The sequence below is a fragment of the Candidatus Villigracilis proximus genome (assembly GCF_016717045.1).
GTDB lineage: Bacteria > Chloroflexota > Anaerolineae > Anaerolineales > Villigracilaceae > Villigracilis > Villigracilis proximus.
The window spans coordinates 240,070-265,857 of the sequence record NZ_JADJUO010000001.1 but is presented as its reverse complement, the minus strand read 5'-3'; the positions used below and the strand labels follow the sequence as shown (position 1 = coordinate 265,857).

Sequence of the window (25,788 nt, the reverse complement as noted above, 5' to 3'; positions counted from 1 at the left end):
ATTTTATCATCTTTATTCTGGGCTTATTTAAGGGGGAAGAGTCGTTGTGCGGGCTTGTCAAAAGGATAAAACCACTGAGATTACAGAGCTACGGAAGAAACTTAAAACGTGAATAATGGATAAGCCAAAGTCATGTCAAAAGCACGATTTCTGACCGCAGAGACGCAGAGTTCACAGAGCTTTTAAGAGGTTTTCTCAGCGTTCTCCGCGTCTCTGAGGTAAAAAATCCTTATCCATTATTGGACGTTAAAAAGAGCGCAGACTGAAGCCAAATAATGCGGACTGAAGTCCGCGCTCCGTTTTTTTACTTGTAGCGATTTTTGCGGTTTTGCAAAATTAACTCACGGAGTTGATCGAGATGCATTAAGCGCAGCAAGATCGAGCCGAGGATATTCATCCGCGCCAGGGCAGTGGGCGGGTGGATGGTGAGTGCGCGGAACCAGGCTTTTAACGCGGACCATGATTGTCCGCCGTCGAGTTGATAGCGTGAGTCCACGCGGTTGGCGGCGGCGCGGGCACGGCGTGAAACGCGATTTAATATTGGAGCAAGAGATTTATCATTCCCGGCCCAATCCAAAATGCGGAAGGCTTCGCGCCCGAATTCGGCGGCCTTGGCGCGGTTCTTGGCTTCGGCGTGATAACGCGCCGCTGCCCAAGTTTGCGGCACGTGGAGAATCCCGCCCAATTGGGCGAGTTGAATCCAGAGGTGATGGTCGAGTAGAAAGTGGAATGTGGAATCAAGTCCGCTGGTTTTTTGCAGTGCAGAGCGGCGCATAAAAACAGCGGGCTGGCCGATGATCTGAAAACAAAGTAAATCTTCGAGAGACAGTTGTTTGTAATTTAGTGTGTTAAAAGTTTTTCCGTTTTCGTCCACGGCCAGCATATTGCCATAGACCAGCACAATATCGGGATTTTCATCAAAGACCTTCACCGCCGCGCTGACTGCGCCGTCAAGATAATAATCATCAGAGTTCAACCATGCGATGATTTCACCGGTGGCTTTTGCAAATCCCTTGTTGATGGCTTCGGCTTGTCCGCTGTCTTTTTCTGAAACCCAATACGCAAAACGATTCGCATGGCGTTTGATGATTTCAACGCTGTTGTCGGTTGATCCACCGTCGATCAAGATGTATTCAATGTTCGAATAGTCCTGATTCAAGACAGAGTTAATTGTCTGCTCAAGATAGGCGGCTTGATTGTATGAAGGGGTGATGATGGAGACGACGGTCATTATTTTGTAGATCGTAGATCACATATCCATCGCCTTCCGCTGCGATCGGATATTGTTCCAAAATTATTTTTAGCTCAGGCTGTTTTTCGAGTTGACCAAATGCGGTCACCAGAAAATAATCCTTGCCTTCGGTGAGCGCGGCAAAATCATTCGCGTCCTGTCCGCCGCCACGTGCTTCACTGAGACCAGTGCTCAGCGGCCACAGGCTAACTTTGCGCCAGCCCCAGAGCATCAACCGAAAACCATAATCCTGAGTCAGGCCGATCACCTCTGCATCTGCCGGAATCGCATCGCCAACACTCTGCCAAAACGCCGGCTCATGATGAAAATCTTCGGCGACCAGAACCGAGCGCGCCACCCATGATTGATATCCGATCACTGCAATTATCAAGAGGATGAAACCCACGCGTCCCACTGGACCCTGAACTGCCACTCTTTCAAAAAGCGGATTCAACGCTGCGGCCAGTCCCAGCGCAACGATGGGGATCAGTTGAATATGATAGTAACTGTGCGTGTACATCTGGAAAGGCAGTGTCAGCCCGTATAACAAGTATCCGACCCACAAGCTGATCAATAACCAGCGCAGACGAGCAGGTGCAAGCAATGCCCCGGCAAGGCTGAGGAAGATCACCGTCAACCCGAAGAGGCTGCCAATAAAAGCCAGCCACTTGGAATAAAAGTCCGTACTGGTGATGAGGTTGATTAATGTCACAGTCCATGCGAAGAAGTATTCGGTGGAGCGGCTTTGGTTGAGCAGAATGTAAAAGATGAGCGCAGGGACGATCATCAGCGCGGCCATGGTCCACACTTGTTTGGATTTCCAGAAATCCTTTTTGAGTGTGTATAACACCAATGCAATGGCGGCTGCACCGGCAAAGAAGGCAATCACGATCTTGACTAGAGTCGCAAGGCCGAGGAAGATGCCCGCGAGGATGGCGAATTTCCAAGTTTCGTTTTTAGATGCAGGAGCAAGCTCCTGCACTCCATGTGTAAGATTCAGACCAGCGATAGAGAAAATAAATGCCGATCACAAAAGCGGATGTCATCAACGGGTCGGGTTGAAAGGAGCGGCTGGCTTGAACTGAGAATGGCAAGACAAGATAATACGCAAGACCGGCGAGTGCGGCCCACGGTGAAATTGCGCGGCGCATCAAGTCAAATAGTGCGACGCCCGCCGCGAGCCAGAAGAGAGTCTCCCAGACCCGGGCCGATGCGATGTTTTCGCCGCCGGTGAAGAGATAGGTGATGGCTACAATGGTTTCGATCACGGGCGGTTCATACTTCCCGACCGAAAGCGCAAAGGTTGCAGATGCTTCACGTTGTTCAGTTGTGGCAGATGGCAGCAGGGAATAATAAATTTCACGCGCCACCAATGAATTGCGGAGTTGACGTGAGGGTTGAAAATCCAATGGGGGATCGGTGATGTCGAGCAGGCGCAGCAGTCCGCCGAGGGCGAGGAAAATGATGAAGAGGGCAGACCAGATGCGAAATTGAGGTTGATTCGTGTTTGTCATTGAGGGGGAGTGGGAAGAGTCGAAGGTCAAAGGTGAAAGTCAAAGGTCGAACGTCAAACGTCAAACGTCAAACGTCGAAGGTTGAAGGTCGTAAATCCAAAATCGTAGATTAGAAGAGGGAATTGTAGTCCACTTTGGGGAAGATGGTCAGTTTGCCGCCGACGGTTGCGTCTAGCACTTCGCGGCCGGCTTTTTTGTAGGCGTCACGTGCGAGAGCGTAGCCGATCTCTGAGGTGTCGAGGTCGGGCAATTGCCATTTGATGCCTTTGCCAAAATAATTGGGCGAGACGTGGTTCGGATCGTCGCCTTGTGAGATAACCGTTTTGTTGGCTTCACCTTTCGATGTGAAATTATGATCCACGCCAATCAGGATGACCTGTTCGATGCCCATGTGAAAAGCGAGTTGCAGTGTGACGTTGGTGACCGTGGCGCTCTCCCAAACCCGTCCGCGCACATCGGGGGAAAAGCGCGGGCCAGTGTAGGAAGTGTAAAGGAAAGTAGGAAGTGGGTGAAGTTGGTAATTGAGGATCAAAGTAATGATGTGAGCGCCATGCTAAAAATTTTGGCATGGGCAGTGCGAGAATGTCTTCGTGAAATTGTTCGATCACAAGATTGTTTGTGGCTGAAAAATATGTGGTGTGAAAGCCAAGTTCGGGGAAGATCAGGTAAATACGATTCATACCAAAGGTGATCTCGTTCTTTAATTTGGAGAGATCAGTTTGTTTTAAACTTGGCCCATTGCCGATGATGAAGGCGCGTTTGCCTTTGTGAATATCCTTTAGCTCAGTCAGCCGGCGGATGCTCTCGCGCCGCCACGGGTGCAAATATGCGGCGGGCAGTTGTGGAATGCGGCGCACTGCATCATAGGTATCACGCGCAAAATTCAACATGGGTGTTGGGAGCATGGATTTCAGGATTTGTTTCATTGGGGCAGAAGTTCCTTGCGGAGAATATACAACGCAGTCAGGATCATGGCATTCAGAAATACAAAGAGAATATCGATCAATCCAAACTGATCGAAGATCGTCAGGATGATATTCAGGCTGAGAAAGACCACAGCAGCGCCATAGATCACTTTTATTTGTCTGTGAATGTAAAAACTAAAAATCAGCATGGCTATGGCATCACCAAACATTAAAACAGCATAGCTGATATATATATTTTTCATATCGGGGTTGTCAGCAACCCGCATCATGGAGCCTGCGCCAAAGATGACCAGTTCAATAGCGGCGATGACAAATAGATAGCGCACAATCGCAGGAGTGGCGTATTTCATTGATAACTCTTACGAAGACCAAACAACACCAAAAGAATGAGCAGATCCAAAATCAAGGCGATTACGAAAAAATAATCGACCAGACCGGTCAGCGTCAATAAAACATTAAGGAACGCAACACCCAGCGCAAAATAGTACGTCCACTTTTGTACTTTCATAATGAATATTCCAGAAGCAAGCATGGCTCCCGCATTCACAACAAGAAAGAAGGCCACAGCAATTACAGACATGCCAGTGTTCTTTACCGCACTCATATCAAGAACAATATAAACAGCATAAAGCAGCCAAAGAATGGCGCTCAAATAGAATAAAGCCTGCACCGTGCTTTTCTTAAGCGAATTGTTTTTTCTGGCTTTATTTTTTGGAGAGTTGACCTTGCTTGATCTTTTTCCCATCACTCAGTGCTCAGCCTTGCTGTTGCACCGCCGTCAATCACCAGCGCCTGACCGGTCATAAAAGATGATTGTTGGTTGTCTGCCAGAAAATAAATGGCACTGGCAATCTCGGCTGGCATCCCCACGCGCCCGTTGACCGTTTTGCGGGCCAGGTTGTCGAGCCGATCCTGCACATTTTCGCCGCCGAGATGTCCACGGCCGAGGCCGGCGCGCAGCATGGGAGTATCCACAGCGCCGGGCAGAATCGCATTGGCGCGGATGTTATCGGGCGCGAATTCGATGGCCATGGCGCGTGTCAGGGCGAGCAATCCGCCTTTGGATGCGGCATACGCGGCAATATTCGCAGATGTTTGAATGGCGTGGACAGACGAGACGTTCACCACCGCCGCCCCACCGCGTGCCTTAAGTAAAGGATGCGCAAGTTTGACGCCCAAAAATACAGAGCGCAAATTGGCAGCCATCACCGCATCCCATTCTTCCACGGTGGTATCCACCAATGGTTTGGCGATCTGCATGGCGGCGTTATTAACTAATGCATCAAGGGTGTCTGTAAACGCGTGCGCCTGCTCAAAGATGGCTTGCATATCTTCGGGACGCGAAATATCAGAACGGATGAAGAGTCCGTTTTGCGGGAAGTCTGTGTAGGGGTTACGATCCACGCCGATCACGTGCCAGCCTTTTTCAGCAAAGAGATCGACGGTGGCGCGGCCAATTCCACCTGCTGCGCCGGTGACTAAAACGGTTTTGATTTTATTCATCCTTTATCCTTTGTAGACCATCCCCAGCCCTTCGACCAGATTCTTGATCGTGTTCCAGTGGATTCTTTCCCAGGCGGTTGGGCTTGAATTTGAATTGTGTGGCGCAAGCATGACGTTGTCCATCTTCAAAAGCGGACTCTCCAACGGCAGCGGCTCATACTCGAAGACATCCAATGCCGCGCCTCCCACTTGACCTGATTGGAGCGCGGCCACAAGAGCAGTCTCCTCCACGATGGGGCCGCGCGCGGTGTTGATCAGCACCGCTGTGGATTTCATCTGTGCAAGTGTTTTGGCGTTGATGAGATGATGGGATGTGGAGTTTAAGTCACAGTTGACAGAGACGAAATCAGAGTTGGAAAGTAGAGAGTTAAGATCTGTCATTTCGATGCCAGATTCGCTGACGAAGACATGGTCAATATTGACAATGTCTGTGCCGTAAACTTTCATACCGAAGGCTTTGGCACGGCGCGTAACGGCTTTGCCGATATTGCCAAGGCCGATGATTCCCAATGTGCATTCGCTTAATGCCTTGCCGGGGATCTTTTCCCATTCACCGCGTTTCATGGCGGCGTCCATCCACGGGCCACGGCGGGCGAAGGCCAGCATATAGCCGAGGACAGTATCCGCTACGGGGTGGTGAAGGCATTTGGCGTGCGGCCGAGAATGATATCGAAACGGGAGCAGGCTGAGGCGTCGATTGAATCGACCCCCGTCCCCCATTTGGAGATCACTTTCAAGCGTGGGGCGCAGGCTTCGATGACGCGTGCTGTGTAGCGGTCATCGCCGCAAATGGCACCGTCAAATTGACCGGCATATTTAAGCAGATCATCTTCTTCCATGCGTTCCTGCACATCAGGGACGATCAGGTCGAATCCATATTGATCAAAGACAGGTTTGAAGCGCTCCAGAAAGGGGAGCATATACGGGGCGGTGAGTAGAATTGTAGGTTTCATTTTTTATTTAATAACCACAAGGATATGGAACTTCACTGAAATCATAGAGTTTGGGCACAGGCGAAAAATAACTGACATCTTCGAGAATATCATAGTTCCCGCCGAAGTAAGAATTGAAGACAAGCCGGAAAATATTTACAGGCGAAATGGTTGGGTACAGCACATCTTTGTGTTCAGGAAAATAGATGGTATTCCAGAAACGCTTGTCTTTGGGTTGCAGCCACGGACCGTGATCGCCTTGAATGATAATGATCGGCGGCGTTTCAGAATTGGCGAGGATCGTATCAATGGCTTCTGTCATTGTGGTATTTAAATATTGTAATTGATTGACATATCCCTTTTGATACAGATCAGGCGGATACTGACGCTGTTCGTTCCAGAAATCAGCCGGGTAGGTTGGGTTGCCTTCGGAGTCAAAGACAAAAGGCGGATGCGGCGAGATGACATGGATATAGGAAAACGTAGGCTCCGGCATTTTTGAGATTTCATCAATGCTATTGAAAGCGGAATGAAAGCGATCACGGAACTCAACACCCAAAAAATAATCAGGGTCTACCAGCCCAAGGTCTTGTGCGTATCGCGCAAGAGTTGTGCTGAGGAATAATCCTTCAAACTCGGTCATGCCCGATGAAACTGGCGGCGGACTGAGAAACAGATCAGAGTCACTAACGTTAAGCCATTCAAAGCCGGTGTCGGTATTGATGGTTGTATAGCCCATACTTTCAAAGTTATAGCGCACAGCGCTATGCTTAAGAGAATTCCACAATAAACGGCGCGCGGTAGTATCGGGTTTAAAGGAATCGCTCAGATCCTGCAAATACATCATGTTTAAGGAAGAGCCAAGTGAAAGCTCGGTGCGGACGTAATTGCTCTGGCTGCACGATGCGACATAGAAATCACGTTCTTCCAGATCGTGTATAAAACCACCGTTATCAAATCCGTAGGCGCGGTAGAGCAGGTCTGCACGTCCATAGGAATCGAGCAGGAAGAAATATACATCGGGTGCATTTTCGGGTTTTACGAGGTCCGCTTGAATCGGTGCATTCGGAGCGCCCAGCGCGTGCGCGCCTTGCGGTGAAACTGTTGAAATTGTCTGCCAGAGTGATATGACCACCAGCGCGATGGCAATCGTGTTCATTGTGGAAGCAGAGGAGACAAAGGTCAACTTGGGGCGCGTGACCCAAAATACTGCAAGCACAAACAAAATTCCCCAGACAGGCAAAAGCCAGACTGTGTAATTTGCGTCAGGATATTTTGTGTCAATAGCGATGTAAACATGACCAAAGGTAAAGAACAAAGCGAGGACTAACGCGGTGAAGAATGCGGCTTTATAAGTCTTGCGTGAAAAGAGCAGCCAGATAATAAGGAACAGCAAACTGCCAAATGCGATCGAAACCACTAAAGGACGAATCGCTGAATCTGAACGCACTTGTCCGATGTTTGCGGAGAGTAATGTCAAAACGGGATAGGCGCTGATTGCGATTGGGTACCACGGTTTGGAAAACCAGTTCGTAACAACATTCTTTATATTTTTAAGATTCATTCTGTAATTTTCTCTTCATCAAAAAGTCTGTAATTTCAAAATCCAACTCTTCGTCAATGTCCCAGGCTTCAGCCTTGTCTATTTCGAGCATGAAGGGTTTGTCGCCGATGCGGTGATGTTTTCGTTCAAAGGTTTTCACGGGTGAAAAGATACAGGCATGAATTCTCTTCATACACAGGCGGCAGGTCTTGCGTTTGAATCAACTCCAGCGGATTATGATTGATGGCCTGTCCATCCTTGAAATACAAACGAGTCTGCCAGCGTGTGACTGAAAACAAAGAATCGTATTTTGGGAATTCAGCAAAAAAAGTTTTGATGCCTTGTGAGATGGTCTGTGATCTCAATAATGGATTGGTTGAATGTGTTTGCAGATAAAAATCCGCTTTCACCTGGGCGGTGTCGTGCAGCAGAATTTCGTTCATGGGCACATCGTCAGCGCGGAGATGCTCGGGGCGCTGAATCAGCTTGACGGTAGGAAAGAGGCGGCGCACTCCATCCATCACAGGCTCGGAGTCAGTATCCACCATCACGGTTTCAATTTCCGGCACGGCGAGCAGCGTTTCGATGATGTGATGAAAAAGGGGTTTGCCCGCGAGCGGGCGATAATTTTTGCCAGGCACGCGCTGGCTGTGGTGACGCATGGGGACAAGGGCGGCTAGTTTCATGCCCCCATTTTATCCCCTTAACGGGCACTACGTCTCATAACTTAAGCGACATTTGCCACTGCGAAATTTCTCCGCGCTGCATTCCGATCTCTTCAAAGACCGCGCAAATCTCTTCAGGATACAAGGCAGGGACGTGCCATGTTTTTTCGGGGAAGCGGGAGAACACCGCCCGCATCAAAACCGGACTGAGGCCTGCTCCTCGTGAACCGGCTTTTACCAACACTGACCAGATCGCCACGTGCGCCGCTGAGGGATCGCTGATGAGACAATAGGCATCGTGCAGGCGAAAGGCGCGGGAGGGCGGTGTGTGCTGCATGATGCTCGCGCCCGAAAGCTGCCAGGGCAGGTCTTTCAATCCGTGATACGCAACCAGACGCGCCAATTCACGAATATCTATTTCTTCAAGTTGTTGCTCTGACTCAACCTGCGGATTTTCGAGTTTGTATCCCACCAGCCTGCGAATGGATTTGAATCCGAATTTTTGATAGAGTTTTACGCCCGCAGTATTTTGTTCGATGACTTCCAAAAACATTTCATGGTCGCCGCGAGCACGCGCTTCCTCGACGAGATTCTTCATCGCCCATGTGCCCGCTCCGCTATTTCTGGCCGTGGACACAATGCCCATCGCCGCGAGTCGACTGGTCCAGCCGCGGCGGGCGATGAGTGCCACGCCAATGGGTTCGTCATCTTTTAAAGAGAATGCGACTCTCGGTTAAATCCACGCCATCACGGCGCAGCATGGTTAATAATGCGGCTTCGTTAATATGGATGGGGACGTAGTAGCCTTCAAATCCGCGGGTGAGTAGATCCGCGATCTCAGGAATGGTGTAGGTGTTGGCGGACTTGAATGCGAAGGATGACATGAGTGGGTTTTATAACGCCTTGCTCATATTGACGCTGGTAACTTCATAGCCAACGGATTCATATAAATTCCGTGCGATCTTGTTGGAACCAAAAACGTGCAGTCCGATTGATTTTAATCCCAGTTCGCGGGCTTTCTCTTCGATGAGCTGCATGGCTTGTTTGCCATAGCCTTTGCCACGATATTTTTCTTCGACATATAACTCCAGAATAAAACCATCATTTGTGGGGCGGTCTATATTGGCACGCATCCAGATCAGCCCCACGGCATCATCGCCATCATATAAAGTATAGAGATAATTATTTTTGGTTTGCACCCCTGCGGCAGATCAGCTGAAAATTCCCTGCAGATCTTTCCAGGGCCTCAGATTCAGCCCAATGCCCCGCGCGGACTTTGTCATCAGCATATTCAGGAATCGTGCGCTCAAGAAAAACTTCATATTCGGTCTGGGTCATGGGGAGTAGTTTTGACATGTGGTGATTATACCGAAAGAAAAAAGAGATGGCCCGTTTTTGAGAGTGAACCCAAAGCTCCAAACCACAAAGGGCACAAAGGTACACGAAGGAAAACTTGCTTCTAGCGTTTTGTTCTCCTTTGTGCCTCTTCGTGAACTTTGTGGTTAAAGGTCTTGAAATGGAATTATCGAAATACTCACACTACTCATACTGAATCGGCTCCACATCCCGTTTTCTTTCCTCTTTCATCTTTCTTTCCCGCGCATAATAAAAGGTCTCACGCAATTGCGGCGTGATGAGACTCGTCTCGCGGTGTCCCATGCGGGTGCCGTGAAATTGCATGTAACGAAACCAGAAGATGGATGAAATATTTTTAAACAGCACCCGTTCACGCGCGGCGTGCCAGAGGTCGCTTAAGATGTTGGTGATGGTCAGGCGCAGGAAATCATAAAAATTAAAATGTGCTTCGGGGTAGATTTTTCTCAGCGCCATCGCTTCACGGCGATAGCGGTTGTAAACTCCGTGCGGCGTTTCGTTGTGGACGTGAATGATCTCGGCTTCGGCCACGTACGCGATGGCATGTCCCTGCTCTTTGGCCCACTTGGCCCACGCCAGGTCTTCGAGACCGGTCAATGTTTCATCGTAGTTGTTCTTTTCCCATAAACTTTTTCTGATCGCAGAATTTGCGTTATTGCAAAAAGCAGTTTCCTGTTTGGGCTTGCTGAGATCGGGATACCACTGATGAAAAATCTGTTGCTCGGAAAATTTTGCAAAGTCTGGTCCGCGCTGTTTGCCGTAGGTGAGGGCAACTTGCTCATCCTGAAATGGACGAAGTAAAGTCTCCAGCCAATCAGGATAGACGGGGTAAACATGCGCGCTCGCCATGACGATGAACTCGCGCTTCGCTGCTTTAATCCCATAATTGAGCGAGCGCCCAAACGTAAACTCCGCTGACGGGATTCTCACGATCCGCGCGCCGTATGATTCGGCGATCGCCACGGTTGAGTCAGTGGACCCCGAGTCGACGAGAATCACGTCCACATCTTGTATGGTCTGCTGTTTGATTCCCTCAAGCAAACGTCCAAGATGCTGGGCTTCGTTATAGGCGCGGATTACGATGGAGCAGGTCATGAGGAGGATGAAATTGGGAAAGGTTGGGCGTCGGAATCGAAAGTGACTCGACCGTCAATTTCTTCAGAAAGCAATACCTTCGCGGATGGCATGATTAGCCCTGTCTGCCCTGTTTACTACGTCCCCCCCCCCCCCCGGGGGGGGGGCCCCCCGCCGGGGCGGAACCCCCACCCGCCGGCCCGGGAGGCCCCCCCCCTCCTGGACAGGGGAAGCCCGACCCCCCCACCCCCCGGGCCGAGGGGGGGGGGGGCGGCCGCGGGAGGCGGGGGGGGGGGGGGGGGGCCCCCCCCCCCCGGGGGGGGGGGGGGGCGGACCCCCCCCCAAAAAACCCCCAGCAAATGCGGCTTTTTCCAAACTTAGTTTACTTTTCCTCACCTCTACCCATTCCCATCCCGATCCCGACCAGTTACCGTCTTTCTCATACCCTAACTTTATAAGCAAATCTCCGGCTGCTTCTTTGAACAGCTTTTTATGTTCGTCGGTGAAGTATTTTTTCCATTCGCCGGTTTTGCCGGAGCGGAAGGTCGGGGACTTTGTCGGGTTGATGGAGGTTTCGAGGGAATTTAGAATCAGTTGTCGGGACGTTTGAAGCGGGGCGCGGGTGAGGAGGTGGTCCATGATGCGAGTCAGAGTCGCGCTGCGGTCGTGAATCAAATCCTCGAAGTGAATTGTCAACACTTCTTTTTGATCGAGCCAGCCAAGATAGGGGGCGAAACGATCTGCGATGTTCGGGAATTCTATGCCGGTGTCTGAACGCCCCAAAATGCTGACGTTAAGCCGCGCGTTGAAATCGGGCAGGGATTGATAATATTGATGATGGACGTGACGCGCTTCCATGTCGGTCACATAGAAAACATGCGAGACGACCACATCACGCGGATCGCGGAAGATAAAGTAGGGCGCAAACTTTGGCGAACAGACGCGTTCAACAGCTTCGGGGCGGGCGAAAAGATGCGCTGATGCCACATCCCGTGGACGAAGTGTATCAAGCCAGTTGAGCGCCTGTTCGGGCGTGCGCTTATATCCGCTTTCGCCTTCGTATTCGGCGTAAAATGAATGTACACGTTTTGCGAAAGGTGCAACATTTGCAAAACCAAGCAAAATCTGGTCGAGCAGATGTGTGCCGCTTTTTGGAAATGAAATACCAAGCAGAATCGGCCAGTCATTTTGCGGAGTTGGAGTAAGGATAAAGCGGGTATGTTGCGTCTGTTTTTCGTTTGATAGATAAGAGAGCGGAGAGTTGATTTTAAAGCCATGCAGGTATTTAACCACAAATTTGTTGTAGACAGAGACGCAAACGGAATTTCAGGGTTATATAGCTGAGGAAAAATCATGAAGAAAACCATATTCAACACGCCCGTTATCAGTCACTTTTTACGCTTTTTGAGCAACTCGATCATGCGCCTGGCTGGCTGGCGTGGTGATCTTTCATTTGAAGGCCGATGCACGTTACATGGGCAAAGCGGAATTATTCCGCAGCCCGTTCGGCTGGTTCTTCTATTGGTGCGGTGGCATTCTCGTAGACCGCAAAAAGTCACAGGGGCTGGTGGAGTAAATAGTGGATGCTTGCGGGAAATCAGATAAATTTATTTTGACCATTGCCCCTGAAGGCACACGGCATTATGTCAGCGAGTGGAAGATGGGTTTTTATCACATTGCCAAATCTGCGGGCATTCCGCTGGTGATGGCGATCGTGGATGGCAAAAGCAAAGCCATGCGGGTAGGGCAGGTCTTTCATCTCACTGATGATATGGATGCGGATGTAAAAGCGATCAAGAAATTCCTTGACGGGATGACGGGGATCAATCCGAGGAAGAAGTACATTACGCTGAAAGATTAACTTTCAAAAGGCAGAAAGAAAAGCATGATCATCGACCAAATTAATAACGCTCACCTTTACTATACAGTACATGCCAAATTCAAACGCGCGTTTGATTATATTCATCAAATTGATGTGAACAGCATCCCCGTTGGAAGGTATGAAATAGACGGCGAGAATATGTACGCGCTGGTTCAGGAATACAACACGAAATTAAAAGAACAGGGATTCTGGGAAGCGCATCGCCGCTACATTGACCTGCAATATGTTGTTCAAGGTGCCGAGGGAATGGGCTATGCTAATCTCAATCATTTGCAGCAGGGTGAGTATGATGCGAAAAAAGATTTTCTGCCGCTCTTTGGCGAAGGTGACCTTGTCACTTTGAAAAGCGGATGTTTTGTTCTGCTATTGCCCGAGTTTAAATATCCCTTTCATCTGTGTTGATCTGTGGATGACTGCACTTAAGAAATTTTCTCAAAAGGCAGTCATGCAGGTTGTTTAATTCTTCAGCAGGAAATCCCCGCCTTCGAGAATGCCTTCTTTAACCACCTGCACCGATTCGGAGTTTATTAACTCATCGAATGCAAACGACTTTAATTTTGTCTGCGTGGTTCTGATCGATGGCTCTAAAAACTTTCCAAATGGCAATGAAGTTCTAAACAACTGGTAATACAAAAACCTGCGGGCGTTGCGTTTGAATTCAAGCGGGACATCAATCGCATCAGCCGTCAGAAACTCTTTCATCTTTCTTCTTACTTCATCCACGGTCTGTGGAAAAAACACAGTCGGGTATTGTGTAAATCTTGCACGCCCGGCACACAAAACTGCCGCGCCCATGATCGCAGCTTCCAAGCCAATCGTTGAGTTATAGACCATCACGAATTTTGATTTCAAGATCAATTCATACGAACTGAGCGTTTCTTTTGGTGAGACGAAAACCACATTGGGCAAATCGGTCACATTCCGCGCTTCGAACCAGCCCGCCACTGTTTCACGGCTAGCTTTGCGGACCCGGCTCTCGTCGGGATGCGCGCGGATGACGAACAGGGTTTCGGGGTTTTCCTGTATCACTTCCAACGCCATATCGAGCCAATCGAACATATCTTCAAATACCGTGTTGGCGTGCGGCTGACTGGTATCAAAGATGACGTTGGTAAAGATGGGCACGATCTGCCTGAAGCCTGCCGCTTTTTTCAAGAACGTCTCATCGAGTCCTTTCATGTCCGCCCAAAATTTGATGCCTGCCATCGTGAAGTCACCTTGAAAGCGTTTCGCAAGATACGCATCCAGTTTTGCGTTTTGTTCGGCGTTCATTTCAAAAGAGTCAGGGAGTGGTATCGGGGATGCGGTGGCTTCGCCTTCAGTAAAGAACGCGGTGGCGGGTTGAAAGCCCACTTCGTGCGTGATGACTCGAATTCCGCGCTTCAACGCCATGTAGCGGGCAGTGGCTTCGGGGAAGAACTGCCCATTGAAAACCAGAACAGCCCTCGGTTGAGTCTGATCGAGTAGTGCGTCAAATTTCTGCGCCACATTCCAGGCCGATAAAATATATTCCCGAAAAAGATAACGAGTCGATTCATCATCATTCAGATGGTGGACTCTCAGCACCCATCGCAGCCCGGGCAGACACAACGCCCCGAGCGGAAGTTCGTGATGCGTGAAACGTGATAATTGGTCAATGCTTAAATCAGCGATGGCTTTTACAAGTTCGGGATCTCGCTGAAAATTAAACCATCTCACACCACTATGGAGTGCAGGAGCTTGCTCCTGCATATCGGACAGCGAGCTGTCCGACTCCATAGTTTTTAGTCCGGCATACAAAGTCTTCGACTGATACACACATGATTTACAAGGCGGAGCTTTTTGCACGGTATCGCGATTCGTTCCAAGCACGCAATGACTCATGCCAGAATCACACGCAAAATAAACGACCGGAATGCCCTGCAAACGAAAGGCCCACGAAGTCAGCAGATGAAATCCGCTGTTCCACGAAAGATCATCAATGCCCGTGGACGCCTTAAAGAAAACGACAGGCGCGCCAGCGGACTGCGGTTCACTGCGGGCCACTTCACGCGCTACAGATGCGATCTTGAGATTATTAAGCCGGCGGACAAGTCCGCGCTTGATGCGTTGGGTGAAAAATTCAGAGACACGATTCATAGTTGCGTATTATACGGCATACAAGTACATCAGGGATTTCAGCGGGTAAAGGCGGGGACTCCGCCGTTGAGAATCGCAAGTTTTAATTCTGCGAACCCTATATCACTCCATGCCTGATAAAGATTGCCATCCTTTAATTTAAATGCACCATCAGCTTCTTGCATCAAGATGCGATAATCAGCCAATTGAAACCAGCGGACGTTTTCCGCGAGGGTCAGCCATTCAGCGCGCAGGTTTCCTTCTTTCACCAGCAGATTATCATTCATATTTAGAATACCGAGGCGCACATCGGTTAATTGAAAGGCTTTCACACCCTCTGCCATTTGTTCCCATTCTGCAGAGAGTAAACCTTCGTTTGCAAACAGCACACCTTGCGAGTCCACCACGGCCACGCGGTTATTGTTTAACTGAAAGGCAAATACATTTTGCACGACAAGAGTCCATTCATTGTTTAATTCATCCTGTTTGATAAAGAGATCGCCGCTTTCGGTTATATATCCCAGCCGGTGATCTGAAATCGAAAACATGCGGACGCGCTCTGCTTGTAAAGTCCATTCGCCATTTAAGTCTTCTTTGACAAGCAGATTTCCATTTTGATCGAGAATGGCGATGCGGGTATTTGAAATTTGAAAGTCGGTGATATTTTCTGCCAGCATCTTCCAGCCTAACCCGTCATTTACCAACAAACGATTCATCGCATCCATGACGACGATACGGTCGCCACGTAGACTAATCTGTTTTAGCGCCTGCGCATCAAAAATCTCAATCGGGTCTGCTTCGCCCTGTTTGATGAATAATCTTTCAGAGGTGGTATACAACGCCATGCGTTTGTAATCAGGATTCGGATTGACACAAATGGATTGATCGAGCCACATGCAGCCGAGCCAGGGCGCTTCGTCACGACCCCACGGATTGACGAAGTTGGTATAGCTGCGTGAATCAAGCCCGGTTTCAAAATGCAAATGTGAATTGATGCTCTGGTCGTAGATCGTTCCAACCTGCGTGCCTTGTGCAACATCAAGATTTTCAAACAACAAATCCTTGTTGGTAACAATATGCATATAGGTGGTGTACCACTGCCGCCCGTCTACACATTGATGTGCTTCATCCCATGCGCCGCCGAGGCAATGCTTCAAGACGATCATGGTCGTCATCCCTGAAAGACGCCAGGTTTGGACTTTACCATCCGCAGCGGCGTAGACGGGCGTGCCGGCGGGAGCTTTGATATCTGTCCCTTCATGGCCGTTCGCTCCGACGTTGTTATCTGTCGAATAGCATTCAACCATCTCGAAGTTATGCGGATCAGCCTGTGCCTTATCCTGCTCTTCAGGAATGGACAGATCGCGCCAGTAGGGATGAGAGTCCATGTTTAACAGATACCCGAACATCGGCGGACATTGATAGCCGGCGTTCAGTCCCAGGTAGTTCCATGTCCACGGGGGTTGGGGTATTGTGAAATGCGCGCCGTGCCGATATAAGGGGAGGGCATGGGCCAGGCAAGAAAGACGGGTTGGTCTGCCAGCGCCAGTGAAACAGCGGTTGCGGTGGGGACGGGGATAGTTGGTGTGGCTGTTGAAATTTGCGCCGGCTGTGCAGTGGGTGTTGGCGCATCGTCCACGGTCACTGGTTCTGCGGGCGGATTTCCGCAGGCGGATAAAATAAAAATTGTAATAAAAAAGCAGGAGAAAATTTTTCTCATCAACACCCCGTTCTAGATTATGAAAGTCAAACGGGGCGATCCTGTGAAAGAAGCACCCCGTGCGTTATATGTGTTACCAATCGTTGTTCTTTTCATACCCCAATCTTACCAATAAATCACCAGCCACATCCTTGACCAGTTTTTGTGTTCGTCGGTGAAGTGTTGTGTCCATCCGCCGGTTTTGCCGGAGCGGAAGGTGTGACTCTTTTTGGGCTGAATCGCATCCACTAAAACAGACAATGCCTGTGCGCGTGGAGTGGGGATTTTGTAACCGGTCTTTTCCACTTCATCGAGCATGGCGTTTAATGTGACATCGCGGTTGTTGATCAGATCTTCAAAGCGCAGGCACATCACATTTTTTTGTTCGAGCCATTGAAAAACACCTTCGTATCTTTGTTTCACGCTGACCATTTTTAATCCGTCACGGTCAATGCCGGTGATGGCGACATTTAATCTCGCGCCAAAATCGGGCAGGGAGTTGTAGTAATCATGCATTCCGTGCTCGCCATGCATATCGGTCGCGAAGAAGACTTGTGAGACGAGCATATCTCGCGGGTCGCGATAAATAAAATAGTTGACGCGCCCTGTTTCAGTTAAGAAAGATGCGTTCGCTTGAGTCGCATCCAGATAGCCCCAGCCGATCACGCCTGAGGGTAGATGAGTCAATTCGTCTAGAATTTCCTCTTTCTTCTTTCTTCTACCTTCTTTTTCAATCGTGCGAATCGGGTCTGCCTCAACATATTTATACGGCATGATCTGCGTGAAGCCGTTGAGAATTTGCAGCAGCAGATGCGATCCGCTTTTGGGTTTGGAGTTGCCGAAGATGGGCGGGGCTTCATGAAAAGAAAACCGCTTCCATCGCAAAATGGCTTGAGCGGTTTTTCCTGCGGGGCGCAGCGTTCGTCGAATTTTTTGTATGAGTGCCATAATTATTTACCGCAGAGACGCAAAGAGCGCAGAGAAAAACTCAGCGAACTCTGCGCCTCTGCGGTTCAAATACTATTCATTTACAATGCGGCGAAGTTTCTTCATTGAACCTTTTTCAGATTCATAAACTTTCTTCACGCCGTCACCCAGCGCGGCTTCTGTCACGCGGATGTATTTTACAAGTTTCTCAAAACCGCCCGGCTCAACAGATGCGGCCTGATCGCTGCCCCACATGGCGCGGTCGAGTGTGATGTGACGTTCGATGGAAGTTGCGCCGAGAGCAATGGCAACCGCTGAAGGCACAAGTCCTACTTCGTGGCCGGAATATCCGATGGGATTATTCGGGAATTCATTGCGCAGGGTTTCGATCATTTTGAGATTCAATTCTTCAGGTTCGCAGGGATAGGTGCTGGTACAGTGCATGATGACAAGATTGTCCGCACCAACTGCGTTCACGCCTTTATAAATTTGATCCATGGTAGACATGCCGGTTGAAATAATGATCGGCTTGCCAGTCTGACGGACGCGCTTCATCAGATTGTGATCGGTGAGCGAAGCGGAAGGAACTTTGTAAGCGGGAGTGTCAAATTGTTCCATGAAATCCACCGAGGGTTCATCCCACACGGAGACCATCCAGTCAATTTTCTTTTCCTTGCAATAGCGGTCGATCTCGCGGTATTGCTCTTCGTTGAATTCAACCTTATAACGATAATCCAGATAGGAAATATAACCCCAGGGGGTTTCGCGCATTTGTTTTTGTTGTTCGGGCGGTGTGCATACATCGGGTGTGCGTTTTTGAAACTTCACCGCATCGGCGCCGGCGTGAGCGGCGGCATCAATAATTTTCTTGGCAACATCCAGATCGCCATTGTGGTTAATACCCACTTCTGCGATGACATAAGCAGGGTGACCATCACCCATCATTCGGTTTCCAAATTTAATTTCACGAGCCATTTTTATTTTTCTCCTGGAATTCTTTCAAATTAAATCGCACAGTTCACGTAAAGCGCCAAAACCGCCCTTTGTCTTCAACACATGGTCGGCAGCCTGTAAAACTTCCGGGTAGGCATCTGCAACTGCTACAGACCAACCTGCGATTTCATAACACGGCAAATCATTAAAATCATTGCCGAGATAAACGACCTGCGAAGCATCAATATTTTTTCTGTCAAATGTTTTTAATGCCTCCCCTTTTTCATGCAGACCCATTCCGTGAATTGCCGCGATGTTCATCTTTTTTGCACTAGCGCTTACAACCGGGTTTACCTCGGACGACAGGATCATGACATCAACTCCGTACTCGCGCAGCTGTTTGATGCGCATCGAATCGGACCGTGAAGCTGCCACTGTTTCTTTGCCATTTTCATCAATCCAGACTCTGCCATCGGTCAGGACACCGTCGAAGTCAGTGACAATCAACTTGATTATCTCAGGCATGGCACGGCGGGGGTTTCCTGGAGAAACCATTTCAAGCCCGCTGTAGACAAGGGCTTCATACTTCGTCCAATCGGGCAGGGTGTCAATATCCACTGTATATTTGGGGTCGATCAACAGCGGATAAATCACATCGCCGGTCAATGATTTCTTTTGTGTGATGGTCAGATCGCGGATCGCATCAATATGACCAGTCTGCCAATAGACAGGCGGAAGAATTTGGCGCGGCGCGTTATAGGGTTCATCTATGCCGTCCACTACGAGTAATTGATTTAATGGTTTTCCTTCGCCATTGAATCGCCACATTTTAAATGGATTTTGTGCAGCAGGCACAACACCGCGCACGCAATCGGCATCTTCATGTTCAAGCAAAATACGAATTGCATCATCCACCATCGTCAACGGGCGGACGGGTGATGTGGGGCGCAATTGGATAACGATCTCGGGGCGATAGCCTTCCACATCCTCCAGCCATTTGAGCGCGTGCTCAAAGACGGGCAGGTCGGTGGTTTTATCCTGTGCCAGTTCAGCCGGGCGCAGGAAGGGAGTCTCTGCTCCCCACTGACGGGCCACGGCCGCGATCTCTTCATCATCCGTGGAGACGATGACGCGTGTGACCAGTTCCGACTGTTTGGCAGCAGCAATGCTCCACGCGATCAATGGATAACCGGCGAAGGAGCGGATGTTTTTGCGCGGGATTCCCTTGGAACCGCCGCGAGCAGGGATAATGGCGAGGATTTCAGTCATAATCAGACCATGGACGGTGGACGATAGACCACGGTCAGCGGTCTTTGGTCCACGATCGGTTTTACCACGCCGTCCAGCCGCCGTCTACGATGACGTTGTTGCCGGTCATGTAGGAGGATGCTTCAGAAGCGAGGAATAATAAGGCGCCGTTCATTTCATCTTTCTTTGCCATGCGTCCCAGAATGGTTTTGGCGGAATAATTCGTTACGAAATATTCTTCATGATTATTGAACACGCCGCCCGGAGTGAGCGCGTTGACGCGGATCTCTGTCCCGGCGTAGTAGGCAGAGAGATACTTGGTAAAACCCATCACGCCCGCTTTGGTGGTGGTGTAATAAACCGGTTTATAAGCCACACGCTTGCCGTCTTTAATGTAGATGCGCTGATCGGGGCCGTTGAGTCCGTAGGTGGAACAGATGTTGATAATGCTGCCTTTTTTACCCTGCGCGATCATTTGTTTAACACAGGCCTGTGTCACAAGGAACATGCCGGTCAGATTCACATTCAGCGCCGCGTTCCACAGATCAAGCGGATAGTCTTCAAAGGCGCCGGGAGCGATTCCTTTGGATGCAGCGTCGGGGTCGAACTTTGGATCGAGGGCCGCCGAATTCACCAGAACGTCGAGCCGGCCAAAGGTCGAAAGAACCGTGGCGACCATCGCGTTGACAGAGTCAGGCTTGGTGATGTCGGTCGCGATTCCGACGGCTTTGTATCCGTCTTTGGTGAGCCCATCCGCAACTTTATTAGCCGCGTCACCATTCAGATCAACAACCGCAACGGCTGCGCCGGCTTCGGCAAGGGTCTTGCAAAACTCTGCGCCGAGCAAGCCCACTCCGCCTGTTACAACGGCCACTTGATCTTTCAAACTAAATTTATCAAAAATTGTCATTTGATTTCCTTATGGATTTGCTGTGTAAATTGTATCGCCGTGTGTGTCGTGCGCGAGATATAAACCGTCGGCGAGTTGTGTATAAATGGATTGCACATCTTCATCTTCTGCGCCAAATTTGAACAACGCAAGAACGGCGTTTCCTGAAAGCACATCCTGTTGAAGCTCGATCACGCCTTCTTCGTATCCACCACGCGGCAAACCGGTGACAGGGTCGATCAGGTCGGGCAAGACATAGCTGGGACGATTCGTGTACAGATAAACCGGGCCGGGCTGATTGGTATAGATGCGGATACCCTCAGGCAATTCGCTCAGAAAATCCATCGCTTTGGAATCATACCATTGGAAGGACGCGTAGCCTTGTCCGCTTTTGTGAAGTTTTTTTACGACACTTGATATATCGTAAAAAGAAAATACAAAAATAAACAGCGTTGCAATGACAACCAAACCGCGCCAAAGAAATGTGCGTTTGCTCCACAACCAGGTACCGAACAATATGAGCAGGATCAGCAATGCGACATAAACGGGCGAAAGAATACGCAGCTTAAATTTTGTACTCGCGTCAAACAACATCATGGACGAAATAATGGAAGCCAGATAACCGAAGACATAAAGTGCATTTGTAAAAGATAAAACTTCAGGTCTTCCACTGGCCGGTTGAAAAAAATTCTTTAATCCCTTATATACAACCCAAATCAGCAAAGCGAGCGTTATTAACGAAAGAAAACCAATAAACACATTCGGATCTTTTGTAACTTCACGCCGCCATGTTTCGACAGGGATGAAAAACGCTGAAAGATTATAGATTCCGGTTTCGATGTTTTCCGCCGAAAGCGGATGATAGACCAGTGTGCGATTTGTGGCATTGTCGGCGACGAGCTTGTTACGGAGGCTCCACGCGAGAACCAGGGGCATAAAACTGGCAAGAAAAATTCCGGCGCTGATTAACTTTTTCTTCCATGTATCGTGCAGAAGAATTAACGCAACGAGGAAGGTTGCAAGAAGAGCAAGTCCGGCGTAACGTGTTAAATAAGTGAGCGCGGTAAGGACGCCTGTGGAGATCAGCCATGTGGAGTCAGGCAGCTTGCTGCCAGATGCAGGAGCAAGCTCCTGCACTCCAGAATACGCTCCATAATATTTAGAAAAAGTCAGAAATGCGGCGAGGCTGAAAAAGATATAGAGCGGCTCGCTCATGGCTACAGTATGAGTATTGAACAACGAAGCATTGACCGTGAACAGTAAAGCCAATACCACGCCCGCAATTTGTGAGCGGGTCATGCGCCAGCCGATGATACCAAGCAGAAATGCATTTGCGCCGAATAATAACGCGTTAAGAAAACGCGCGCCGCGCAGAGGATCAAGTCCGCTGAGACCGATCAAAGCCAATAGAGATGAAAAGCCGGGGGGGAAGTGTGTAACAGGACCATTACTTGCAAGCCATGCTTCGCGATATCCTTGCCCGCTGAGGATGCTGCGCGCGCCTGCAATATATCCGATCGAGTCATCTGAAAGCCCAAGTCCTTCGGGCGTGCTGTAAAGTAATACACCGAGTGCGCTCAGGGCAATCAAACCGAGAGCAATCAAGAAAAGAGACTGGGGTTTCAGATATTGTTTCATTCAGGAAAAATCACAGAGACGTCCCCATCCCCGTCCCTTCCCCCAATTTCTTGGGGAAAGGGAATTGGCCGCCTCTGCGATAAAAAATCAATTACGCTTGTTTGCCAATGTAGCCTTGTGCTTCAAGGTAGGCAACCACAATACGCGCATTTTCTTCTGCAGATGCCCCAAAGCCCTGCAATGTGATCTCAGGTTCGATCGGCTGTTCGTATGGATCATCCACGCCGGTGAAGCCCATTGGCTTGCCATCAACCATGGCCTGACGTGCCTTGGCGTACAGACCCTTCACATCACGCTGTTCGCAAACTTCGACAGGGGTATCCATGTAGATTTCGATGAAGTTCTCGCCAACCATCTTGCGCGCTTCTGCACGAGTGGCGCGGTAGGGACTAATGGCAGCGCAGATCACAGCACCGCTCGCGTGGACAATTTCGCCGGCCACGAAGCCGATGCGGATGATGTTGGTATCGCGGTCTTCTTTGCTAAAGCCGAGACCCTTCGAAAGATGGGTACGCACAACGTCACCATCGAGGATGGCGATCTCACGTCCGCGTTCGAGCAGCAGAGTGGTGAGCACTTCAGTTGTGGCGCTCTTGCCTGATCCGCTCAAACCGGTGAACCAGATGCAGAATCCCTGCTTGTGGCGGGGAGGATACATCTCGCGCAAAATTTCAGCAGTCTCAGGGCGGGTGAACCATTCAGGGAGCAGCTTGCCCTTGGCAAGATAGTCATCGCGGACTTGTGTACCGGAGATGTTCGCAACTTTCGCACCCTTGGGCACATCTTTTTCTTCCACGTAACGAGCTTCATCAGGAAGATAGACCAGCATTTCAAAAGGAACCATCTTGACGCCGAGTTCGGATTCGTACTTGGTCATCAATTCCTGCGCATCATACGGACCGTAGAATGGTTTGCCGCTCGAATCATTTCCCGGGCCTGCGTGATCGCGGCCAACGATGAAGTGATTGGCGCCATGATTACGGCGGATGATGGCATGCAGCAAAGCTTCCTTCGGGCCGGCCATGCGCATGGCCAGTGGAAGCAGGCTGAGCATGGTGTCTTTCTTATCGTAGTAATTATCAACCAATGCCTTATAGGTGCGGACACGGGTGTAATGATCCACGTCACCGGGCTTGGTCATACCAACCACAGGGTGAACGATCAATGAACCTTTCACTTCCGCCGCGGCGCGCTTGGTCAGTTCTTCGTGAATGCGGTGCAAAGGATTGCGGGTCTGGAATGCGACCACGTTGTCGTGTCCCATCTCTTCGAGCATGGCACGCACCTGAGCAGGGGTGTGGCGTAAATTCACAAAATCATAATACTTGGGAAGATTTACAACTTTCAATGGACCAGAGATGCAAACTTTGTTCCAGCGTGCCATTTCAGAAACCATCGGGTGCTTCGAGTCAGTTGAACCATAAGCGTGAGCGGCTTCGGCTTCGGCATCCCAGTGATAGACTTCTTCGAGGGTTATGACAGCGATCAGATCGAAGTTTGCACTGCGCAATGCCAATTCCTCACCCACTGTCGGCAGTTCTTTCGGATCAGCTGTCAGGGTGATGGGAAGCGGGAAGAGGGTTCCATCCGCAAGGCGCATTTCTTTGAGCACGCGATCATAATCCGCCTTGCCCATGAAAGTTGTCAACGGAGAAAATCCGCCGGTGGCGATCAATTCAAGGTCGCACATGTTGCGCATGGTGATCTTGATCGAAGGAAGTTTGCCTGCGCGGGCGAGCAGCTCTTCACGCTCCTTGCCTTCAACCACCAGGTTGACCAGTTTGCCGCCATAAGGGGTAATCAGATTTGCTTTTGCCATTTTTTTTACTCCATAAAAAGTATAACTTCGGAAGTCTTTTCGAGTCTTTCCATCTAAATAGACATCCAAAGTTTGATTATTTTCCAAACACAAGCGCAAATTATACTCCAAAATTCAGTCAATGAATTTTGGTTTCCTCAAAATTAGTTGAAGTCTCAATTCGGCTGGCTGAGATATAATCCCAAGCATGAATTCCAAATATCTGCGCAACTTTTCTTTCGGCCTGATCGTCATCGGCTATATTTATTATATTTACCGTTACATTATCGCCACCAGTTTTTTGATCGGTGGCACAACCTATTACGTACTCTTCGACGACGCCATGATCTCCATGCGCTACGCCTACAATCTCGCGCATGGCCTCGGCCCGGTTTGGAATGCCGGCGAACACGTCGAAGGTTTCACCAATCCGCTTTGGGTGGGAATCATGGCGCTCGTACATCTTCTGCCAATCGGATTAAATCAAACCAGCCTTGTGATACAGATCATTGGCGCATCTTTCCTAACCCTCAACCTGTTCCTCGTTAAAAAGATTACCGAACATTTTACAAACGACCTCTTCGTCATGCTCGCCGCTGTAGCATTGACAGCGTTCTACGCGCCGCTCAACTCTTATGGATTGCTCGGCATGGAAGTGAGTCTGCTGGTTCTGATGTTGACCACGGTCATCTGGCTGATCTTGAAGAACGGCAATCGTTTCTCAATTTCAATTTATATTTTGCTTGCCCTCTCAACCTTCGTCCGCTTTGACATGGCGGTCCCTTATCTTGTCATCTTCGCAGTCTTGTTCATCACACAGAAAGAAAACCGCAAACAACACCTGATCTGGGGGCTGGGACTGCTCATCCTCTCACTCGGCGGGCAAACCCTTGCACGTTATTTGTATTATGGCGCACTCCTCCCAAACACCTACTACCTAAAAGTGGAAGGCTGGCCGCTGACCCTGCGCCTCCTGCGCGGACTGTATGCGCTGATCCACTTTGCCTATTACTCAACTGGGCGCTGATCCTGCTGCCTTTCACGCTCTTCCTCTTCCGCCGTGACTGGAAGGTAACTCTGCTGGCTCTCATCCTCACCGGACAGATCGCCTACTCTGTTTATGTGGGCGGCGATGCCTGGGAGAATCACGGCGGAGCGAATCGCTACATTGTGATCGCCATGCCGGTCTTCTTTATCACCTTTAGCTGGACTGTGGCCGAACTGCTTAAGAAAGCAGTAAATCAATTTATTACGAATAAGTTTGAAATAAAAGTTTATGGAATACTATGGCGTGCGGTCTTCGTAGTCCTTTTGTGTTTTCCATTCTCAACTTCAACGCCCTGATCGGTGAGTGGAAATCCATCGAACGCTGGAACTTTGCACGCCGGCCTGATTACGTGGCAGGCAGTGACCGTAATTTGCAGGTCGCGCTTTCGATCGAAAATATCACCACGCCCGGCGCATCGGTGGCCGTGATCGGCGCAGGAACCATCCCCTATTTATTGCCCGACCGCTACGCGATTGATATCCTCGGCAAGGCAGACCCCTACATCGCGCATCAAAATGTTCGCACGCCAATGAGCATTGTGGATGTACCGTCCATGCGGCCCGGTCACATGAAATGGGACTACGCCTACACCTTCGGCGAACTCAAACCCGATGTGATCGTCTCGATCTGGGAAGGGACAAACGCAGAAGCCGCGCCCTATCTGGAAAAAGATTATGTCTATGCGGTCATCGGGGAGGGAATCAAAGTGTATCTGCTAAAAGACTCGCCCAATATTCATTGGGATAAAGTGATAATAAAATAGACATCTTGTATAAGTAAAGCGTTGTAGACCACAAAGACACAAAATCACAAAGACACTAAGTTTTTTTCTTCGAGGCTTTGTGTCTTTGTGTCTTTGTGGTAATA

At 49.6% G+C, this 25,788-nt stretch carries 34 protein-coding genes; 6 read left to right on the top strand and 28 right to left on the bottom strand.

What is annotated here, in order from left to right:
• Positions 1-304: 304 nt before the first annotated feature.
• The 19 genes from IPL71_RS01380 to IPL71_RS01290 all read right to left on the bottom strand — a co-directional run bounded on the left by IPL71_RS01380 (position 305) and on the right by IPL71_RS01290 (position 12,055).
• Positions 305-1,231: a glycosyltransferase family 2 protein gene (locus tag IPL71_RS01380; protein ID WP_345318183.1), complete on the bottom strand. Its 927-nt coding sequence runs from the start codon at positions 1,229-1,231 to the stop codon at positions 305-307.
• Positions 1,179-2,213 carry a hypothetical protein gene (locus IPL71_RS01375; protein WP_345318182.1) on the bottom strand — a complete coding sequence of 345 codons (1,035 nt, stop codon included), beginning with the start codon at positions 2,211-2,213 and terminating at the stop codon, positions 1,179-1,181. The genes IPL71_RS01380 and IPL71_RS01375 overlap by 53 nt, the downstream gene beginning before the upstream one ends.
• Positions 2,188-2,745: an ArnT family glycosyltransferase gene (locus tag IPL71_RS01370; RefSeq protein ID WP_345318181.1), complete on the bottom strand. Its 558-nt coding sequence runs from the start codon at positions 2,743-2,745 to the stop codon at positions 2,188-2,190. The genes IPL71_RS01375 and IPL71_RS01370 overlap by 26 nt, the downstream gene beginning before the upstream one ends.
• Before the next feature lie 109 nt (positions 2,746-2,854).
• Positions 2,855-3,136, bottom strand: coding sequence for a hypothetical protein (locus tag IPL71_RS01365; RefSeq protein WP_345318180.1), 282 nt, complete (start codon positions 3,134-3,136; stop codon positions 2,855-2,857).
• A complete protein-coding gene (locus IPL71_RS01360; RefSeq protein WP_345318179.1) occupies positions 3,096-3,671 on the bottom strand; it encodes a hypothetical protein in 576 nt (191 codons plus the stop codon). Before IPL71_RS01360 ends, IPL71_RS01365 begins: the two co-directional genes overlap by 41 nt.
• Positions 3,668-4,021 (bottom strand): hypothetical protein, encoded by a 354-nt coding sequence (locus IPL71_RS01355; protein ID WP_345318178.1) that lies wholly within the window; start codon positions 4,019-4,021, stop codon positions 3,668-3,670. Before IPL71_RS01355 ends, IPL71_RS01360 begins: the two co-directional genes overlap by 4 nt.
• Complete coding sequence (locus IPL71_RS01350; RefSeq protein ID WP_345318177.1) at positions 4,018-4,416, bottom strand: hypothetical protein; 399 nt, start codon at positions 4,414-4,416, stop codon at positions 4,018-4,020. Before IPL71_RS01350 ends, IPL71_RS01355 begins: the two co-directional genes overlap by 4 nt.
• The gene (locus IPL71_RS01345; protein WP_345318176.1) at positions 4,416-5,174 is read right to left on the bottom strand and encodes an SDR family NAD(P)-dependent oxidoreductase; all 759 of its coding nucleotides are present in this window, start codon (positions 5,172-5,174) and stop codon (positions 4,416-4,418) included. Before IPL71_RS01345 ends, IPL71_RS01350 begins: the two co-directional genes overlap by 1 nt.
• Before the next feature lie 3 nt (positions 5,175-5,177).
• Positions 5,178-5,780 (bottom strand): NAD(P)-dependent oxidoreductase, encoded by a 603-nt coding sequence (locus IPL71_RS01340; RefSeq protein ID WP_345318175.1) that lies wholly within the window; start codon positions 5,778-5,780, stop codon positions 5,178-5,180.
• 20 nt (positions 5,781-5,800) lie between these two features.
• Positions 5,801-6,127, bottom strand: coding sequence for a Rossmann-fold NAD(P)-binding domain-containing protein (locus tag IPL71_RS01335; protein ID WP_345318174.1), 327 nt, complete (start codon positions 6,125-6,127; stop codon positions 5,801-5,803).
• Between the two features lie 7 nt (positions 6,128-6,134).
• Complete coding sequence (locus IPL71_RS01330; protein ID WP_345318173.1) at positions 6,135-7,670, bottom strand: hypothetical protein; 1,536 nt, start codon at positions 7,668-7,670, stop codon at positions 6,135-6,137.
• Positions 7,660-7,809 carry a hypothetical protein gene (locus tag IPL71_RS01325; protein ID WP_345318172.1) on the bottom strand — a complete coding sequence of 50 codons (150 nt, stop codon included), beginning with the start codon at positions 7,807-7,809 and terminating at the stop codon, positions 7,660-7,662. Before IPL71_RS01325 ends, IPL71_RS01330 begins: the two co-directional genes overlap by 11 nt.
• On the bottom strand, positions 7,796-8,335 hold the full coding sequence (locus IPL71_RS01320; RefSeq protein WP_345318171.1) for an acylneuraminate cytidylyltransferase family protein: 540 nt from the start codon (positions 8,333-8,335) through the stop codon (positions 7,796-7,798). Before IPL71_RS01320 ends, IPL71_RS01325 begins: the two co-directional genes overlap by 14 nt.
• Positions 8,336-8,369: 34 nt before the next feature.
• Complete coding sequence (locus IPL71_RS01315; RefSeq protein WP_345318170.1) at positions 8,370-9,005, bottom strand: GNAT family N-acetyltransferase; 636 nt, start codon at positions 9,003-9,005, stop codon at positions 8,370-8,372.
• A 13-nt stretch (positions 9,006-9,018) separates the two neighbouring features.
• Complete coding sequence (locus IPL71_RS01310) at positions 9,019-9,198, bottom strand: hypothetical protein (RefSeq protein WP_345318169.1); 180 nt, start codon at positions 9,196-9,198, stop codon at positions 9,019-9,021.
• Positions 9,199-9,207: 9 nt separating this feature from the next.
• Positions 9,208-9,513: a GNAT family N-acetyltransferase gene (locus IPL71_RS01305; RefSeq protein WP_345318168.1), complete on the bottom strand. Its 306-nt coding sequence runs from the start codon at positions 9,511-9,513 to the stop codon at positions 9,208-9,210.
• On the bottom strand, positions 9,497-9,670 hold the full coding sequence (locus IPL71_RS01300) for a hypothetical protein (RefSeq protein WP_345318167.1): 174 nt from the start codon (positions 9,668-9,670) through the stop codon (positions 9,497-9,499). Before IPL71_RS01300 ends, IPL71_RS01305 begins: the two co-directional genes overlap by 17 nt.
• A gap of 183 nt (positions 9,671-9,853) precedes the next feature.
• Positions 9,854-10,783, bottom strand: a complete 930-nt coding sequence (locus tag IPL71_RS01295) for a glycosyltransferase family 2 protein (protein WP_345318166.1) — start codon at positions 10,781-10,783, stop codon at positions 9,854-9,856.
• Positions 10,784-10,846: 63 nt separating this feature from the next.
• Entirely contained in the window at positions 10,847-12,055 is a 1,209-nt protein-coding gene (locus tag IPL71_RS01290) for a sulfotransferase domain-containing protein (protein ID WP_345318165.1), read from the bottom strand.
• 145 nt (positions 12,056-12,200) lie between these two features.
• Here IPL71_RS01290 and IPL71_RS01285 point away from each other — a divergent pair, with 145 nt between their 5' ends.
• Genes IPL71_RS01285 through IPL71_RS01275 form a run of 3 tightly spaced genes read left to right on the top strand, consistent with a single transcriptional unit; the run spans position 12,201 to position 13,046 of the window.
• Entirely contained in the window at positions 12,201-12,338 is a 138-nt protein-coding gene (locus IPL71_RS01285) for a lysophospholipid acyltransferase family protein (protein WP_345318164.1), read from the top strand.
• Positions 12,339-12,341: 3 nt separating this feature from the next.
• Positions 12,342-12,623 carry a lysophospholipid acyltransferase family protein gene (locus IPL71_RS01280; protein ID WP_345318163.1) on the top strand — a complete coding sequence of 94 codons (282 nt, stop codon included), beginning with the start codon at positions 12,342-12,344 and terminating at the stop codon, positions 12,621-12,623.
• Between the two features lie 24 nt (positions 12,624-12,647).
• Complete coding sequence (locus IPL71_RS01275) at positions 12,648-13,046, top strand: NanQ anomerase/TabA/YiaL family protein (RefSeq protein WP_345318162.1); 399 nt, start codon at positions 12,648-12,650, stop codon at positions 13,044-13,046.
• A 54-nt stretch (positions 13,047-13,100) separates the two neighbouring features.
• On the opposite strand, the gene IPL71_RS01270 is transcribed toward IPL71_RS01275, so the two are convergent.
• From IPL71_RS01270 to IPL71_RS01230, 9 genes are all read right to left on the bottom strand, one after another.
• Positions 13,101-14,762, bottom strand: coding sequence for a capsular polysaccharide export protein, LipB/KpsS family (locus tag IPL71_RS01270; RefSeq protein WP_345318161.1), 1,662 nt, complete (start codon positions 14,760-14,762; stop codon positions 13,101-13,103).
• A gap of 38 nt (positions 14,763-14,800) precedes the next feature.
• Entirely contained in the window at positions 14,801-16,129 is a 1,329-nt protein-coding gene (locus IPL71_RS01265) for a M23 family metallopeptidase (RefSeq protein ID WP_345318160.1), read from the bottom strand.
• 44 nt (positions 16,130-16,173) lie between these two features.
• A complete protein-coding gene (locus tag IPL71_RS01260) occupies positions 16,174-16,461 on the bottom strand; it encodes a hypothetical protein (protein WP_345318159.1) in 288 nt (95 codons plus the stop codon).
• Positions 16,462-16,566: 105 nt separating this feature from the next.
• The gene (locus IPL71_RS01255; RefSeq protein WP_345318158.1) at positions 16,567-17,388 is read right to left on the bottom strand and encodes a sulfotransferase domain-containing protein; all 822 of its coding nucleotides are present in this window, start codon (positions 17,386-17,388) and stop codon (positions 16,567-16,569) included.
• Positions 17,389-17,460: 72 nt separating this feature from the next.
• A complete protein-coding gene (locus tag IPL71_RS01250) occupies positions 17,461-18,342 on the bottom strand; it encodes an N-acetylneuraminate synthase family protein (RefSeq protein WP_345318157.1) in 882 nt (293 codons plus the stop codon).
• A gap of 24 nt (positions 18,343-18,366) precedes the next feature.
• Positions 18,367-19,569 (bottom strand): cytidylyltransferase domain-containing protein, encoded by a 1,203-nt coding sequence (locus tag IPL71_RS01245; RefSeq protein ID WP_345318156.1) that lies wholly within the window; start codon positions 19,567-19,569, stop codon positions 18,367-18,369.
• A gap of 61 nt (positions 19,570-19,630) precedes the next feature.
• Positions 19,631-20,458 carry an SDR family oxidoreductase gene (locus IPL71_RS01240; protein WP_345318155.1) on the bottom strand — a complete coding sequence of 276 codons (828 nt, stop codon included), beginning with the start codon at positions 20,456-20,458 and terminating at the stop codon, positions 19,631-19,633.
• A gap of 9 nt (positions 20,459-20,467) precedes the next feature.
• Entirely contained in the window at positions 20,468-22,075 is a 1,608-nt protein-coding gene (locus IPL71_RS01235; protein WP_345318154.1) for a phospholipid carrier-dependent glycosyltransferase, read from the bottom strand.
• Positions 22,076-22,166: 91 nt separating this feature from the next.
• Complete coding sequence (locus tag IPL71_RS01230) at positions 22,167-23,894, bottom strand: bifunctional sulfate adenylyltransferase/adenylylsulfate kinase (protein ID WP_345318153.1); 1,728 nt, start codon at positions 23,892-23,894, stop codon at positions 22,167-22,169.
• 187 nt (positions 23,895-24,081) lie between these two features.
• Between IPL71_RS01230 and IPL71_RS01225 the strand changes: the two genes are divergently transcribed.
• The 3 genes from IPL71_RS01225 (at position 24,082) to IPL71_RS01215 (ending at position 25,684) form a co-directional block, all read left to right on the top strand.
• Positions 24,082-24,900 carry a hypothetical protein gene (locus tag IPL71_RS01225; protein ID WP_345318152.1) on the top strand — a complete coding sequence of 273 codons (819 nt, stop codon included), beginning with the start codon at positions 24,082-24,084 and terminating at the stop codon, positions 24,898-24,900.
• Between the two features lie 95 nt (positions 24,901-24,995).
• Positions 24,996-25,217 carry a hypothetical protein gene (locus tag IPL71_RS01220; protein ID WP_345318151.1) on the top strand — a complete coding sequence of 74 codons (222 nt, stop codon included), beginning with the start codon at positions 24,996-24,998 and terminating at the stop codon, positions 25,215-25,217.
• Positions 25,187-25,684: a DUF8728 domain-containing protein gene (locus IPL71_RS01215; protein ID WP_345318150.1), complete on the top strand. Its 498-nt coding sequence runs from the start codon at positions 25,187-25,189 to the stop codon at positions 25,682-25,684. Before IPL71_RS01220 ends, IPL71_RS01215 begins: the two co-directional genes overlap by 31 nt.
• Positions 25,685-25,788 lie beyond the last annotated feature (104 nt).